At 53.4% G+C, this 16383-nt stretch carries 9 protein-coding genes; all 9 read left to right on the forward strand.

Going from position 1 to position 16383, the window contains the following annotated elements; genetic code table 11:
- The first annotated feature begins 467 nt into the window (after window positions 1-467).
- The 9 genes from C3B51_RS01110 to C3B51_RS01150 all read left to right on the forward strand — a co-directional run bounded on the left by C3B51_RS01110 (window position 468) and on the right by C3B51_RS01150 (window position 16368).
- Window positions 468-1622 (forward strand): acyl-CoA dehydrogenase family protein, encoded by a 1155-nt coding sequence (locus tag C3B51_RS01110; protein ID WP_130243884.1) that lies wholly within the window; start codon window positions 468-470, stop codon window positions 1620-1622.
- A 2-nt stretch (window positions 1623-1624) separates the two neighbouring features.
- Window positions 1625-3652: a DUF6041 domain-containing protein gene (locus C3B51_RS01115; RefSeq protein WP_130243885.1), complete on the forward strand. Its 2028-nt coding sequence runs from the start codon at window positions 1625-1627 to the stop codon at window positions 3650-3652.
- A complete protein-coding gene (locus C3B51_RS01120) occupies window positions 3649-6297 on the forward strand; it encodes a PEP/pyruvate-binding domain-containing protein (RefSeq protein ID WP_130243886.1) in 2649 nt (882 codons plus the stop codon). The genes C3B51_RS01115 and C3B51_RS01120 overlap by 4 nt, the downstream gene beginning before the upstream one ends.
- Window positions 6298-6446: 149 nt before the next feature.
- A complete protein-coding gene (locus tag C3B51_RS01125) occupies window positions 6447-8999 on the forward strand; it encodes a biosynthesis protein PigD (RefSeq protein ID WP_130243887.1) in 2553 nt (850 codons plus the stop codon).
- Window positions 8996-11548, forward strand: a complete 2553-nt coding sequence (locus C3B51_RS01130) for an aminotransferase class III-fold pyridoxal phosphate-dependent enzyme (protein WP_130243888.1) — start codon at window positions 8996-8998, stop codon at window positions 11546-11548. The genes C3B51_RS01125 and C3B51_RS01130 overlap by 4 nt, the downstream gene beginning before the upstream one ends.
- 67 nt (window positions 11549-11615) lie before the next feature.
- Window positions 11616-12635, forward strand: coding sequence for a methyltransferase (locus C3B51_RS01135; RefSeq protein ID WP_125716238.1), 1020 nt, complete (start codon window positions 11616-11618; stop codon window positions 12633-12635).
- 27 nt (window positions 12636-12662) lie between these two features.
- Window positions 12663-12911 (forward strand): hypothetical protein, encoded by a 249-nt coding sequence (locus C3B51_RS01140; RefSeq protein ID WP_046005709.1) that lies wholly within the window; start codon window positions 12663-12665, stop codon window positions 12909-12911.
- Between the two features lie 11 nt (window positions 12912-12922).
- Window positions 12923-14869: an aminotransferase class I/II-fold pyridoxal phosphate-dependent enzyme gene (locus tag C3B51_RS01145; protein WP_130243889.1), complete on the forward strand. Its 1947-nt coding sequence runs from the start codon at window positions 12923-12925 to the stop codon at window positions 14867-14869.
- A 2-nt stretch (window positions 14870-14871) separates the two neighbouring features.
- A complete protein-coding gene (locus C3B51_RS01150; protein ID WP_130243890.1) occupies window positions 14872-16368 on the forward strand; it encodes a D-alanine--poly(phosphoribitol) ligase in 1497 nt (498 codons plus the stop codon).
- Window positions 16369-16383 lie beyond the last annotated feature (15 nt).

Raw genomic sequence — 16383 nt, forward strand, 5'->3', positions numbered from 1 at the left:
CTTAGTTAAGTGAACATTCTTTGTACCATGTGAACGTGCGATGTCAATAACGGATAGTCAAAAGTACATATCTGGCCTGCTATTTTGGCACCGGGGTTAGAAAAACCACGCATATCCGTCTGTTGGCAAGCATAACACCTAAAACCCAGCCCTGAGCAAATTTCAGACAAGCAGTCTGCTTTGATGTGATTAAAAAACACAAAGTTAATAACAACTTAACAATAAAAACTTACAACCACACTCTGTACCAATGATAAGTACACCCAAATTGAAAAACAAAAAGTCTTTAAAAACATATTGTTGAATCAATTACCATAAAACTATGCAGAAAATATGAATCACAAATTTAAAACCCAAATAAAACATTTAAAAAACACAAGTTAACAATATTGACAGGTACATTAACATATCTCCATAATAGCATTTAATGCAAAAGCCGTATTTCAACCAACTCAAAGTGCAATATTATGGATTTTAAGCTTTCCGACTATCAGACCGAGTTATACGACTCCACGCTTCGCTTTGCTGCTGAAGTGTTAGACAAGGATGCGCACCAGCGCCAGCGCGATCATCACTTCGCACCGGAACTTTGGCAGCAGGCTGCCCAGTTTGGTTTCACGGGACTCGCTGTTGAAGAAACCTACGGCGGTGCCAACCTGGGTGCCCTTAATACCATGTTAATGGTGGAGGCACTGGGCAAAGGCAGCCGGGATCTGGGTTTGTCGTTCTCTCTGTGCGCTCATTTGTTTGCCTGTGTAATGCCCATCGCGCGGTTCGCCAGTGATGAGTTAAAACGCGACTTTCTCGAGCCCCTGGTCGCAGGTAAGTTGATGGCAGCCAATGCGGCCACTGAGCCCGGCGCAGGCTCCGACATTTACAGTATGAAAACCACCGCTGTCAAAGAAGCGGGGGGCTACCGGCTCAATGGTCAAAAAACCTATATTACCAATGCCCCACTCGCCGACGTCTTTGTTGCCTACGCGCAAACCAACCCAGATCACGGCTTTATGGGCGTATCGGCTTTCATTATTCCCAGGGACACACCCGGATTGTCAACCGACGCCGGTCAAACCAAAGACTGCCTGGCCAGCTGTCCAATGGGAGATGTATTTTTTGACAATGTATTTGTCCCGGAATCTCAACGCATCGGCTTTGAAGGCGCCGGTGGGGCGATTTTCCACGACTCAATGATCTGGGAAAAAGGCTGCCTGTTCGCGCTGTTCGTCGGCGCGCTGGACAGGTTACTCGACACTACCCTCAGCTACGCCCGGGAACGCAAACAGTTTGGTAAGAAAATCGGTCACTTTCAGTCGGTTTCAAATCGCATCATTGATATCAAGCTGCGCCTGGAGCAATGCCGCCTGATGCTGTATCGCGCGGGCTGGAAGTACGATCAGGGACAGGATGCCGAAATAGACATTGCCATGAGCAAACTCTTGATTTCGGATTACGCCGTACAGTCCGCACTGGATGCCATTGCCACCTTCGGTGGTGCTGCAATCGATGCCGACATGGGCATTGTACAGGTGCTGCTGGATACCCTACCAAGTCGTATTTTTTCCGGTACTAACGATATTCAACGCGAGATCATCGCCCGAAAACTTGGCTTAAGAGGAGCCTGAACATGCTAGTTCAACGGATCTTTGCTGTACTCTATATGCTGGCCGGATTGGCCAAAGCATTTCCACAGTTAGAAAATGTCCCCGACATTCTGCGTCAGGCCGCCATCGCCAATCAGGGCGCCTGGTATGAAGGGCTCAGCAACCTGCTTGCGCAGCATGGCGATATTGCCAATGTCGTTGTTGCCGTCGCATTATTTGGCTCGGGCCTGGTGTTGTGGCTCAACCCTCGCTGGACCCGTTTTGTTATCTATGCACAACTGGCCATGATGGCGGTGTTTATTACCATTTTGCACCGCGCTCAGCCCCAAGTGATCCCGCTGGATGCCATCTTTATTATCGCAGCGCTTCATATGTTACGGCAGCAATTCCGTCGTACTGACACTAAACGTGTGTTTAGCAGTCAGGATTTTGCTAAACCCAAAGCCCAGGCTAAGTCACCCGACAAACCTAAACTGGCCGAAGATTATGATGTGATCATTGTTGGTGGTGGAGTGTCAGGCTTGACCGCCGCCAGTGAATTCACCACAGAGCGGGTACTGGTACTGGAAAAAAGCCCGACCTTTGGTGGTAATGCCCGCTGCAATACCCACCGTGCCCTGTCTCACCCCATTGCCGGCGTGTGTTTTCAGCAACCGGTTGCTGGCTCCGATATGGATCAGTTACTAACCAAACTGGGGCTGGAGAAAAAATTTAAAAGCAATGCCGAAGATACATTGGTTTTCTTCGATACTATTCTACTGCTCAAGTGCCTCAATGAGATCACTTTAGGCTTCATAAAATTTCCCCGCTACCTGCTCAAGCCAGCAGTATGGGGGCTAACGGGACAATTGTTGCTCAATGCCGTAATAGGCAAACCGTACGTTGTTGCCGCAAAGCAATTGGGCGACCCTATCTTTGCCGACCTGTATGCGTTTTTGGATGGCTTTGCTCCGGGCACTGCGCGCTACCCTCAAGTACCCTGGCAGGAAAACGCTGGCCTGAGCAAAGAAGCCATGGTGCAACTGGACAGCCTGTCTTTGTACAGTTATCTGTTTGAGCCGGAAAAAACCGCCGCATTCCCGGATGAGCTAAAACCCCCTCGCAAGCTTGGCAAGTTGGTTGAAAATGCAGTCACAACCACGCTCAGAGTCGAGTGCCTGGATATTCATGAAGTATCCGCTTATGTGGGCTTACATTTTCTGGTTGGCTACCTGCGCGGTAACTTGGTGACTTTACCTGGCGGCAACGGCCATATCAGTGAAGCGCTGGTTGCCCACCTGCATCAGCAATCTAACGTCACATTGCTAAGCGATGTCGCGCTGGTCAACCTCAACAATACTGAGGCAGGCGTGCAACTGACCGCGAAGGTGCAACACCACAATATGTCGGTAAAGGCGAAGAAACTCATTTGGGCCGCCCCCAAGCATAGCGTCACCGACTGGCTCCCGACACTGCCCGAAGATCAGGTCAATGCCATCAAAGCTATCCGCCACGAAGACTATTATCTGGCCAACGCGCTGCTATCACGCCCGGTGCTCAGCCATTCCTTTGGCGGTTACCTGATTGAACCGGACCACCCCGAGCAGCCATACGCCTGGTGTAAAGCGGGCACCTGCCTGGTTGCCAACTGGATGGACAGCGATAGCCGCAGTGAGGGAGGTGTACTGACTTTACTCAAACCCACTACCCGCCCAGAGCGCCAGGGTCGCACGGCAGAGAACAACTTTGCCGGGTTGCAGCAACAAACCTATCGGGAAATCTCACTGATGCTGAACAACATCGGCGTCGACCCACGCATCGTCGAAGACATTCAGATCTGGTACTGGCCCGACGCCCTTATCACCTCGATCATAGGCCAGCAGGCCAGTGGAGTATTTCAGCGTGCTTCACAACCGCACGGGAGTGTGCACTTTGCCAATCAGGACAGCGTGGGGATAGGCAATCTTGAGAGTGCTATTTTCGCCGGCAAACAGGCTGCAACACAAGTCAAACAAACATTACAACACACGGATACAACCGCCATACCGCGCAATAAGGAGACGGTATCATGAGTCAATCACTCGTCGTCGCCCTCAGTGGCAACGAACAACTGGAATCAGGACACCTGGGCGGCAAAGGCCACTCGCTGAATCATTTGATCCGTGCAGGTCTGCCTGTACCACCCGCCTTTTGCATCACCGCAGAGGCATATCAGACGTTTGTCAACACCGCGCTGTCCGATGAGCTGCTCAGTACTGTTGAGCTCGACAAGGTCCGGAACACCATTCTCAGCGCCGACATTCCCGAGCCGCTGCGCGCCGCTATCGCGTCGGCCTATCAGGGCTTAGGCGACAACGCACAAATCGCCGTGCGCTCTTCCGCCCTGGACGAAGACGGTCAAAGCCAGAGTTTTGCCGGTCAGTACGAAACCTATCTGCATGTGCAGGGCAGCGACAGCGTGATGGAAAAAGTGCGCGCATGCTGGGCCTCATTATGGGCAGAGCGTGCCGCCGGATATCGCAACAGCAGCGCCGCCGATACCGCCATTGCCGTGGTGCTGCAAACTATGGTCGATGCCGATGCAGCCGGGGTAATGTTCACTCAGGATCCACTCAGTGGCGATACCAACAAGGTGGTTATTGACAGTTGCTGGGGGTTGGGCGAAGGCGTCGTATCGGGTCAGGTCAGTACCGACAGCTTTATTCTGGACAAAGAAAACGGTGCACTTCTGCAACAGGAGATCCGCACTAAGCCTCAGTATTGTCAGCGCAATGCTCAGGGTCAGGTGACTTTACTGAATACCCCGCCAGAGCAACAACAAGCCGCCAGTCTGAATGACGCGCAACTGGCGCAATTGTTATCGCTGGCTAAACAAGCACAAGCTTTATACCAGACCGAGCTGGATATCGAGTGGGCCCTGAAAGATGGCAAGATCTGGCTGCTCCAGGCGCGCCCGGTTACCACTCAGGCCAGTAAAGCCGAGCCCATTTACGCCAATCCGTGGGAGCAAGATCAGCGCATCAAAGACGGCGCTTTCTTTTCGCGCATGGACACCGGCGAAATAGTCACTGGACTGATGACGCCGCTTGGTTTGTCATTTTGTGAATTCTACCAAAAGCACATTCATGGCCCCGCTATCAAGACCATGGGATTGTCAGACATCAGTGACTGGCAGGTTTACATGGGCTATATCCAGGGCCAGGTATATCTGAATATCTCCGGCTCGGCACACATGTTGCGCCAGTGCCCGCCCACCCGGGACGAAATGAAATTTACCACCCGCTATGCCACCTCAGACATAGATTTCAGTAATTATCGCAACCCCTATGGTCGCGGCGTCGAGGGCTGGGATTACGCCAAAAGTGCCTGGCACTGGCTAAAACAGCAAGTGCACAATATGCGCAATGCAGGCAAAATCGTTGAAGACATGATTGCCCTGCGAGAAAACGAGACCAAACGTTTTCTCGCACTGGACCTGCCCAGTATGTCACTCAGTGAGCTGGATAAAGAGCTGACTCGCATCGACCAGTACTTCCTCGATTCCTGTGCAGCCTACATGCCGTTTTTCCTGCAGTCATTTGCTTTGTACGATGCCCTGGCGGAAACCTGTGAAGAGCACTTTAAAGAGCAAGGTGAAGGGCTGCAAAATCGCATCAAAGCCTCGATGAACAATTTGCGTACCATTGAGGTGACACGTGGGATCATCGACCTGGTAGAACATGTTCAAAAGAACAATGAACTAAAAGCCGTATTTGAGCGCTTTGAAGCCGAAGAGCTGGTTAATATACTGCCCGCTCATCCACTGGGACAGCCGTTCTGGCAGGGTCCATTTGAAGCCTTTTTACTAGAGTTTGGTGCCCGCGGCCGGCAGGAATTTGAGCTGAGTATTCCGCGCTGGCGTGACGACCCAAGTTACCTGTTGCAGGTCATGAAAATGTACCTTAAACACCCGGTGGACCTGGAGAAAAAACTTAAAGAAACCGAGAGCCTGCGCGAAGCCGACAGCGAGCAACTCTTTAAAGCCTTGCCAGCAGGGGCACGGTTTAAACTCAAAACCATCATTAAATTGTATGGCGTGATGGCAGAGCGCCGCGAAGCAACACGCCCGACGTTTATCACCGAAACCTGGTTCTATCGCTGCATCATTCTGGAGGTGTTATCACGGCTGGAGCGAGACAACCTGGCCAAGGTTGAAGACTTACCCTACATCGACTTCAACCGACTGCGTGACTATGTCGCCGGGCGCATGGGTGCAGCCGAGGCATTCAGCGAGTCGCTGCTCAATGCCAACCGCCACAGTCATTTGTTTAACCTCCATGCCGAAGAGCCGCCAATGGCCATTATTGGGCCTTATACGCCCAAAATGAAAACCACCTCGCAAGCGCATAGCGATTCAATGAGTGGCTTGGCAGCCAGCCCCGGCAAAGTCGTTGCCAAAGCCCGCGTCATCACCGACTTGCAGGCCCAGGCTGGTGAGCTGGAGCCGGGAGAAATTCTGGTCGCCCGCTTTACCGATGCCAGCTGGACACCGCTGTTCGCTCTGGCCAGTGGGGTCGTGACGGACATCGGCTCCACTTTGTCTCATAGCTGTATCGTGGCCCGAGAGTTCGGCATTCCGGCCGTAGTGAACTTACACAGTGCGACTGCGGCCATAAAAAGCGGCGACACGCTGATCCTTGATGGGGACCAGGGCACAGTGATCATCCAAAGAGAATAGCGAGATCCTATGCGGGTCACTGACCCGCAACATACCCAACATTCAACTTAAAAGTACAACGGCAAGTAGCGTGCTGCCGCCGTTGCGGGTCGTTGCGTGCAATTTTCCAAGCGAACCGAGTTTTTAGCAGGCAGCAGAAGGAATAAATTATGACAAGCATTACAGGATTAAGCACTCAGTCGAGCGTATCCGGCTTTGAGCATATATGGCAAGCCGAGACGCCGCGCACTGGGGCCAAGCAAGATACCATCACCGTGGGTGTGATTGTCGTAACCCGTGACGAGCAATTTTTTCATACCGGGTTAAGCGTGCTGAGCGACATTCGTGAATACGTCTTTAACCGGGTGCACATCCAGTCAGAGCTGGTATTGAAAAACCCCTCCCTGGTGCCCTGCCCGCTTTACGACGAAGTGAGAGACAAAGCGATCCACTTTTTAAAAGGGCAAAAGAAAGCCATCAATATCCAGGTCATTCAGTGCGCCAGCCTGGCCGAAGCGACCGGTAAAATCATCCACAGCAATGCGCTCAATGAGCAACCGGATTTTCAGGTCGGCATGCTATTTTACGACCAAACCTCGATGGGGTTTCAAGACGACAGCATAGATCAAATTGACCGCGATCTGGATGCCTTTTACCGCGCCATGCAGAAAATCGGCATTCCGGCTTTCTACACCAGCTTCTCGACCGTGACCTTTATCCGCGCGCTGCGCACGCCCTACAGCTACCTGCCACAGCAATATCGTGAAATCGTGCGCAGCACCGATCCGGCCACTTTCCAGACCGAGCTGTTACGACTGTGGATGGACTTTTTCGAAATGAATTATGCCAACCGCCGGGTCAAACCTGTTGGCTCGTTGGAGCTGCACAATACCCTGGGCGACCAGCTAATCAACTTCTTTGCCCGAACAGCGCCCGAGCACTGGCTGGTGTCTTATTATACCGGCTCTGTGGTTTCCAACCTTATCGGCCACCTCGACCGCCACGCCGAAAAGCAAGGCGCCCTGGTGCTAAGAGGCCCAAATGAGCACGCCATTGCCTGTGGTGCGATTGCCAACTGGCAGCTCTACCGCATGCCGTTTTTGGCCGTGGTCACATCCGGCATGATGGATGAATTTAAAGGTACCCTGGCCAATCTGAAAGAAACGGCAGCGCAGGGGATCATTGTGGTCGCCGAAAACCGCCTGAGTCAGTGGTACAGCTTTCAGGGCACCATCACGGCCAGTGAGGACATGCGCGAAGTATTGGCCGCTAAGCGCATTCCCTATGTATACATGGATGAAATTGAACAGATAGGTGAAAACCTGGCAGAAGTTTACCGGCTCTATCATCAGGGTCAGGGACCGGTTGTGGTATTGGCCACTCAGAATGTGCTCGAGTCTTCTTTGGAACTGGATTTACCTGCACTCGAAGCCCTGCCTGCGAGCCCAAGCGATGAGCCCATTGAAGTCATGACCGACGAACTCCGTCAGGCCATCGAGCTTATCAATAACGGACCGGAAAAGCTTGTCTGGCAGCTCGGTCCGGTCAGTGAGGATGAATATGCTCTGATCCATGACATAGCCCAGCAAGCAGGCATTGCGCTGGTAGACAGCCTGGCCCACCCGGGCACGGCGCCTAAATATTACCAGGGTAAACGCAATGACAACTTCCTCGGCACGCTGGCCATTTATGGTTATACGCCGCGGGTTTACAACTACTTTCATACCAAAGACAAGCTCAACAGTACAGATGAGCAGTGCCTGTTTATGCTCAAAAGCCGGGTTGCTCAGATTGCCACGCCATTTTCAGATGGCCGCCTGGAGCGCAAGGTCCACCTGGTGCAACTGACCAAAGAAGCAACCCACCTGTCGCCGTTTGCCGATCTGCATTTGCATATGCGCTGTCGTGATTTCCTGCAGGCGGTGAAAAAGCACCTCAATGTCAGCGAATCGCTGCGGGCCAGACGTATGGCGCGGATCATGGCTTACCCGGATACCCAGTCTGATGTGCTCAGTAAGCTACCCAGCCTGCCAATGTCACCGAACTACTTTTTCTGTCAGCTCAATCGCGTGATAGAAGATTTAATTGAACACGAAAACTTTGACTATACCGGTGTCTATGATGTCGGTCGCTGTGGCATTTCCGCCGTGCGTAACGTGGCCAAAACACGCCGCGGCTTTTCTGGCTGGTATGGTCGTGCCCTGATGGGCGACGCTTTGCTGGCCAGTGGCTATCTGGCTTATACCAGCCCCTCCAATGTTATCGCCTTTATTGGCGACGGGGCCAAAGGCATAGTGCCCGATATCTTACCGGCGTTTATCGACAACATTCTGACTCACCCTCAGCTGCTCGATAAGAGCATCAGCGTGTTCTATTTCTGCAATGGCGGTCTGTCGGTGATCAACACCTATCAGGAAAGGATCTTATTCAACCGCACCTCACGTCAGATGCGCCTGGTCAACATAGAGCAGCCTCAATTTGAGCAGCAGATCGGGGACTTTGACATTTCCGCCCAGACCCTGACCCAGTTCGATGAAACGGCAGTACGCACAGCACTGACGGCACAAAAACGCCTGACGCTGTTCTCCGTGGTACTGGGCCACAACAACGAAGGAGATGGCATTTCACTGGCCACTGCCAAAGGCTGGCAACGCGACAGCGCCGAGCCTCTTACCTCCGACACCGATTCAGATACGCCACCAGCACAGGAAGTTAACTCATGAAGTTTGGATTTATCGCCCACCCGACCTCAGTCGGCCTGAAACGCTACGTTAAAATGCTCGATCTGCTGCAACGCAACACCCAGGATCAGCATACCGGCTACAACCGTGAACTGTGGGGCAAAGCCAACCTGGTTCCGTTTATGAACTTTGCCAAAATCACCTCAGCCAGCGGCGCGACCTGTGAAGGCATGATCAAATACATGCCACTGATAGCCGAAGAGATGATTGCCGATCCCAGAGGCATTGCCGAGCGCGTGGTCGCCGGTGTGCAAGAGTTTGTGGCTGACGGCGCAGAGCTGGTTGGTCTGGGTGGCTTTACCTCAATCGTTGGTCGGCGCGGCGAAGCCACCGCCGCCAAATCCCCGATCCCCATTACCTCGGGCAACTCGCTGACCACCTATGCCGGCTACAAGGCGCTGATGCAGATTAAAGAATGGCTGGACATCAATCCGGAAAAAGAAACTGTCGCCATTGTCGGGTACCCGGGTTCTATCTGCCTGGCACTGAGCCGTTTATTGCTCGCCGAAGGATTTAATCTGAAGCTGCTGCACCGCGCCGGTCACAAAGACAAAGCAGACATGCTCAGCCACCTGCCGGAGCAATACCACCATCGGGTGAGCCTGACCGGCAACCCGGACGACTTGTATGGCGAATGCAAGCTGTTTGCCGGGGCCACCTCAGCCGGTGACGTGATTGATGTAGCGAAACTGCAACCCGGTTCCATCTTCATTGATGTGGCGCTGCCGCGGGACGTCAATGTCGATGCCCGTCCGGCCCGCGATGACATTTTAATCATCGATGGCGGCTGCGTAACGGCAACCGACGCAGTGAAACTGGGTGGTGAGTCACTGAATGTCACCATCAAACAACAGCTCAATGGCTGTATGGCCGAAACCATAGTGCTGGCCCTGGAGCAGCGCCGTGAGAACTATTCACTGGGTCGTTACCTGGAGCCGGTAAAGGTGTTAGAAATCGGCGAACTGGCCGAAAAGCATGGCTTTTATGCCTATCCGCTGGCCTCCTTTGGTGAACGTATTGACCGCCAGCATGTCACCAACCTGAAGCGTTATTACCATCAGGACATATATGCCATCGACAAAGGCGACACCAGCCAGCGGCTGACCTTTATCGATAACATCCTGGCCCAGGATCCAGCCAAAGAAGACACCCTGGACCGTCACCATCAGTTTATTAACCCCATGATGGTGGAGTTTTTAAAACAACAGCGCTGCGACAATGTGTTCCGTAAAGCCGAAGGCACTATCTTGTATGACAATGAAGGCACAGGCTATCTCGACATGGTGGCGGGCTATGGCTGTCTGAACCTGGGCCATAACCCAACCGCCGTCAGCGAAGCGGTCAAGACCTTCCTCGACGAACAGGGCCCTAACTTTATTCAGTATATTTCTGTCCCAGAGCACACCGCCAAGCTGGCTGAAGTCTTGTGTCATCTGGCCCCGGGCGATATGGGCAAGGTGTTTTTCAGTAACTCAGGTACAGAAGCCGTTGAGGCGGCCATTAAACTGGCCAAGGCCGCGACCGGTAAGCCAGGCATTGCCTATCTGAAAAACAGCTATCACGGTAAAACCCTGGGGGCGCTGTCTATTACCGGGCGGGAGAAACACCGTAAATACTTCCAGCCGCTGATCCAGGCCATGGTTGAGGTGCCGTTTGCCGACTTGGATGCACTGCGTGAAGCCCTGCAACGTGATGATGTGGGGGCACTGATGATAGAGCCCATTCAGGGTGAAGGCGGCGTGCATGTGCCACCAGCCGGATATCTGAGTGCCGTTCAGCAGATCTGTCGGGATACGGGTACTTTGCTGATGGTCGATGAGATCCAGACCGGTCTTGCACGCACCGGGAAGCTGTTTGCCTGTGAATGGGAAGGCATCGAACCCGATGTGCTGATGCTCTCAAAGTCGCTGTCCGGCGGACTCATGCCCATCGGCGCGACCTTGTGTCGCAGCGATGTCTGGCAGCGTGCCTATGGCACCTCAGATCGCTTCTTAGTACATACCTCCACCTTTGGTGGCGGCAACCTCGCCTCAGTGGCCGCACTGACCGCCCTGCGAGAGATCGTTGCGCAGGATCTGGCGGCGCGTGCTGATGAGCTGGGCAGCTATTTCAAAGCTGAGCTCCAGGCCATTGCCGATAAATACCCCTTTGTGGCCGAAATTCGCGGTAAAGGTCTGATGCTGGGGATCCAGTTTGAGCAAACCTTTGACGGGGCCGTGGCCGCCTCAGCCAGAGAGTTTGCCACCCGCCTGCCAGGAGACTGGCACAGCACCTGGAAGTTCCTGCCCGATCCGGTCCGCGAGCACCTGCAGGCGGCCATGGAACGCATGGAACAAACCCTGGGCGAAATGTTCTGCCTCAAGTTTGTCACCAAATTCTGTCTGGACCATCAGATCCTCACCTTTGTCACCGCCAACAGTTCAACGGTGATCCGGATCCAGCCACCTTTGGTGATCACTAAACCTGAGATTGACCGCTTTGTCAGCGCTTTCTCTGCGGTCTGTGAAGAACTTTCGACCTTTTTAGATTAAGGAACACGGGTCGCGCAGCCAACCAGGCCCGACCCACAACGTAATACATGATTGATAAGGATTACTTATGACTCTCAACAAACAAGACGTCGTCAACCACATGATGGGCTTTTTCCAGGCCAAAGCCGTGACCGCTGCATTATCGTTAAAACTGTTTGATCATTTTCGCGACACGGACCTGAGCGCTCAGCAACTGGCAGACAAAATCGACGCACCGCTGCGCTCTACTGAGCAAATGCTGATCGCGCTAAATGCCATGGGCTATCTCACTAAACAGCACGACCTGTACCACCTGCCTGCCCAGCATCACGCCTTTTTGGTGAGTGATGAACCGATGTGGCTGGGCTGGCTGGGCCGCCACATTGATACTTTCTTATACCCTTTGTGGGGCGAGCTAAGCAGCGCGGTAAAAAGCGATACCAATCAACGTGAAGCGGTATTTGGTGACAATCGCAGCTGGTTCGACATTCTGTATCAAAACCCGGATGACGTAGCAGACTTCCAGGAATTTCTGGGCAAATTTGCCGCTCCCTTCATCGAAGGCTTCGTCAAAGATTACGATTTCTCCCAGCACCACTCCTTTTTGGATATCGGCAGTGGCATTGGCACCTTGCCGATTGCCGTGGCAAATGCCCACCCGGGCGTGTCGCTGGCCATCTGTGAATTACCTCAGGCGTCGGCATTTTTGCGCGACAAGCTGGGTGAACAAGGCTATGGCGATCGCATCGAAGTCGTGGAAGGCGATGTCATCGCCGGTAACCTGCCGATCGGCGATTACGACCTCATTCACCTGGGCTGGATGCTGCACGACTATGCGCCAGAAACTCAGATCACCATACTGAAAAATATCTACAACGCCATGCCAGCCGGTGGCCGCTTTATTGCCTCAGAAACGCCGCTGAACGATGACAAGTCGGGTCCTGAGTTCACCGCTTTGCTGTCACTGAATATGCTGGTGTCCACAGACGGGGGGATTGAAAGCAGCAGTGAAGAATACCTGGCCCGCTTCCACGAAGCCGGATTCAGCAACGCCCGCATTCTTGAGATCCCCGGGCCACGGACCCTGATCGTCGGCGAAAAAGCCTGATCGGGCACTAACAGAAGGAGTAGCAGGATGTTAGCCACAAAATTACTAGACCATATCGCCGAGCAATTTCTCGACGGCGAAACAGACGGCCTTGAGTCGCAAACCCCCTTGTTTGAATTAAATATCGTTGATTCGGCGGCCATTTTTGACCTGGTCGATTACCTCAAACAAGAAACCCAGTTAAACATAGGTATGCAGGAGATCCACCCGGGCAACTTTGCATCAGTCGATGCCATGGTCAGCCTGGTTGAACGCCTTCAGACAGAGCAAGCATAAGGAGGCTTGAAATGAGTGCCACGAATCCAAAAGTAAATCCGGATATTATGGAAACCCTGCAACAGGAAGTCCTGAAGACATTTGCTGAGCTTACAGAATACCCTGCCAATACCCTGGACCTGACCAGTCATTTGGAAAATGACTTTGGTATCGACTCCATTGCCCTGGCCGAAGTGACCGCAGCACTGACTAAGCAACTACAGCTTAAAAATCCGCTGTCGATTCAGAATATTCACTGTATTGGCGATGCGGTTGAGCAAATCGCTGCACAAGAATTTCACCTCAGCGAGGTCAAAGCGACAGTCAGTGCCGATAGCCCACAAGATGCGCACAGCTGGCTGCGTGAACAGGTACGCTCGGTGTTTGCCAGCTTCAGCGGCTATAACACCAATGACCTGAGTATGGATGCCGAGATTGAGAGCGACTTAGGTATCGATTCAGTCACTGTGGTCTCAGCTCAGGGCGAGCTGCTCAAAGCCCTGGGACTCAGAGACAATTTAAACATTCCTGGCTGTAAAACACTGGCTGAGCTGGAGCAGGCGTTTGCCAGCTTACTGGTAGAAGAAAAAGGCCCACAATGGGCCGCTGAGCTGGTGAGCAAAAACCCGCTGATTGATGAGCTGCTCAATCCAGCCGCAAAAAATGACGAAGTACAGCACCAGATAGACAGTGACGATGGCGACACTCGCACCATGCGCGACTTTGTCGGGATCCAGCACCCGGATTTATTCCACAAAGCCAGTGAGTTTAAAGCTTTCTACGACAAGAAAAAGGCGCAGCAACTTTACTGGTACGGTATGCCACTGGAAACGCCGTGTAAAAACCGTGCAGTCATGTTTGATGAAGTCACCGGCACCAGTCGTGAGTTTCTGATGTTTGGTTCCAACAGCTATCTGGGCCTGTCTAACCACCCCGAAGTGATCCAGGCCATTCAGGATGCCGCTGGCCAGTATGGTGCCACCAACACAGGGTGTCGGATCATTGCTGGCAGTAACGTCTTGCACCTGGAGCTGGAGCGCAAGCTGGCCAAACTAAAAGGCCGCGAAGCCTGTATTGTTTACCCGTCTGGCTACTCGGCAAATTTAGGCTGTATTTCCGCCCTGACCTCGAAACACGACCTGATCTTTACCGATGCCATTAACCATATGAGCATTACAGATGGCTGTAAGCTGGCCGGTGCACAGCGCAAGATCTACAATCACTCACTGAACAGCCTGGAAAAATCGCTGGCCAAATATGCCGACCACCCTGGTGGCAAACTGATTGTGACCGACGGCGTGTTCAGCATGCACGGCGACATCGTCGACCTGCCGCGCCTGATGAAGCTGGCCAAGCGCTATGGCGCTCGCGTGCTGGTCGATGATGCACACTCTACCGGCGTTTTGGGTAAAACCGGTTCAGGAACTACCGAGCACTTTAACATGAAAGGCGAAGTCGACCTGGAGCTGGGTACCATGAGTAAAGCCCTGTCTGGCCTGGGCGGGTTTGTCTGTGGTGATGGCGATGTGGTGGAGTTCCTGCGTTTCTACTCCAACTCTTACGTGTTTGCCGCAACCATTCCGGCCCACGTTGCAGCCGGTGTGATTGCATCGATTGATGTGATGCTGCGCGAGCCAGAGCGCCTGACCAAGCTGTGGGACAATATCTATTACTTCCGTAACCTGATGTTGCAGGCGGGCTTTGATCTGGAAAACTCCGACTCGGCCATCGTTCCTGTGGTGGTCGGTGATGATGCTAAAACCCTGGCTCTGGGACGCGCCGTACGTGCCCGTGGCTTGTATTGTCAGACCGTGGTTTTCCCGGGCGTGGCTGTTGGCGATGCGCGCCTGCGCCTGAGCATCACCAGTGAGCACACCAAAGCGGATTTGGATGAGGCCTATCGTATTTTGGTTGAAGGGGCACTGGAAGTGGGCGTGCCACTCAGTCAGGACGTGAAAGCAGGACTGGCGGAGGCCTGAGTATGACGACAATTCCGTCATCGGCCCGTTTTGCGCTGAATCTGCTGAGCCATGCTCAGCAGACACCGCATAAAACGGCGCTGATCTGTGCCCAGCAGCAGTGGGATTATGCGCAACTGGCTGAGCGTGCCAGCCAAATTGCCAATGCGCTATGCGCGCTGGGTCTGGACAAGGCGCCGGTGCTGCTAAATTTACCCAAACAGCCGGATACCGTTGCCGCCATTTACGCTTGCTGGCTCAGTGGCAATCATTATATTCCCATCGACTACAGCCAGCCCGAGGCCCGGATTGAGCGCATCATAACCGCTGCCAAGCCGGCCCTGGTGCTGGATCAGGACTGGCTGAATACACTCGACAGTCTGGCCCACAGCAACGACTATGAGCACGACCTCGCCGCCTATATGTCGCGCTTACGCCAGCACCGGGATACCGACATTGCCGCAATACTTTATACCTCTGGCTCAACCGGCACACCCAAAGGCGTGCAGATAAGTCACGATATGCTGGATTTTTTCATCGACTGGGCAGTCGACACCATCCGGGTAGACAGCGAGGATACACTGGCTAATCATGCCAGCTTGGCGTTCGATTTAAGCACCTTTGACTTGTTTGCAGCAGTGCGCACAGGTGCCTGCGTCTGGCTGATCACTGAGCAGGAGCAAAAAGACCCGCTGGCCCTGATCCGGGGGATTAAGAAGCACCAGGTGAGTATCTGGTACAGCGTGCCCTCCATTTTGTCCATGATGGCCCGCAGTGGCGAGCTGAACAAGAGTCATACTGCCACCCTGAAACAGGTCATTTTTGCCGGAGAGCCGTTTGTGGTGGCGGCGCTGCAACGCTTGCTCACTTGCTTGCCCACAAGCACCCGATTACACAACTGGTACGGGCCAACCGAAACCAATGTTTGTGTTGCCTGGGAGGTTAACAGAGCGCAACTGAGCGAACTGCGCCATTTGCCCATAGGTGCTTTGCTGCCCGCTCTGGAAGGCTGGTTGATAGACGAGTCTGGCACACAAACGCCCTTATCAGAAAGCCTGGGCAAAAGTGGTGAGCTGCTGATCGGCGGACCCTGCGTGACCCCGGGTTATGCCAATGTGGCACTACCGCGCGCTGCGGCGTTTCATCAACAGCAGTGCCATGCAACCGGCGATCTGGTCGAGCTGAGCGAGAATGGACTGGTGTATCGCGGTCGTATCGACGATATGGTTAAGCTCAACGGTTACCGGGTTGAGCTGGGCGAAATTGAGTCTTTGCTGCATCAGCACCCGGCCATTGAACAAGCCGCACTGCATCTGGCGCAGGACGAGCTACAGCATAAGCTGATTGCGCTGATCACACTTAAAGACGGCGCCGAGAAACCCTCGTTGCTGGCGTTAAAGCAGCATTTAAAACAACAGCTGCCCGCCTATATGCTGCCACACAAAGTGGTGGTCACTAAGCAGCTACCACTCAACGCCAATGGCAAAGTGGACCGAAGACGCCTGGCGGAGTTGGTATGAGTATGGGAGGCAAAC

Source organism: Pseudoalteromonas rubra, assembly GCF_004212645.1.
Lineage (GTDB): Bacteria > Pseudomonadota > Gammaproteobacteria > Enterobacterales > Alteromonadaceae > Pseudoalteromonas > Pseudoalteromonas rubra_G.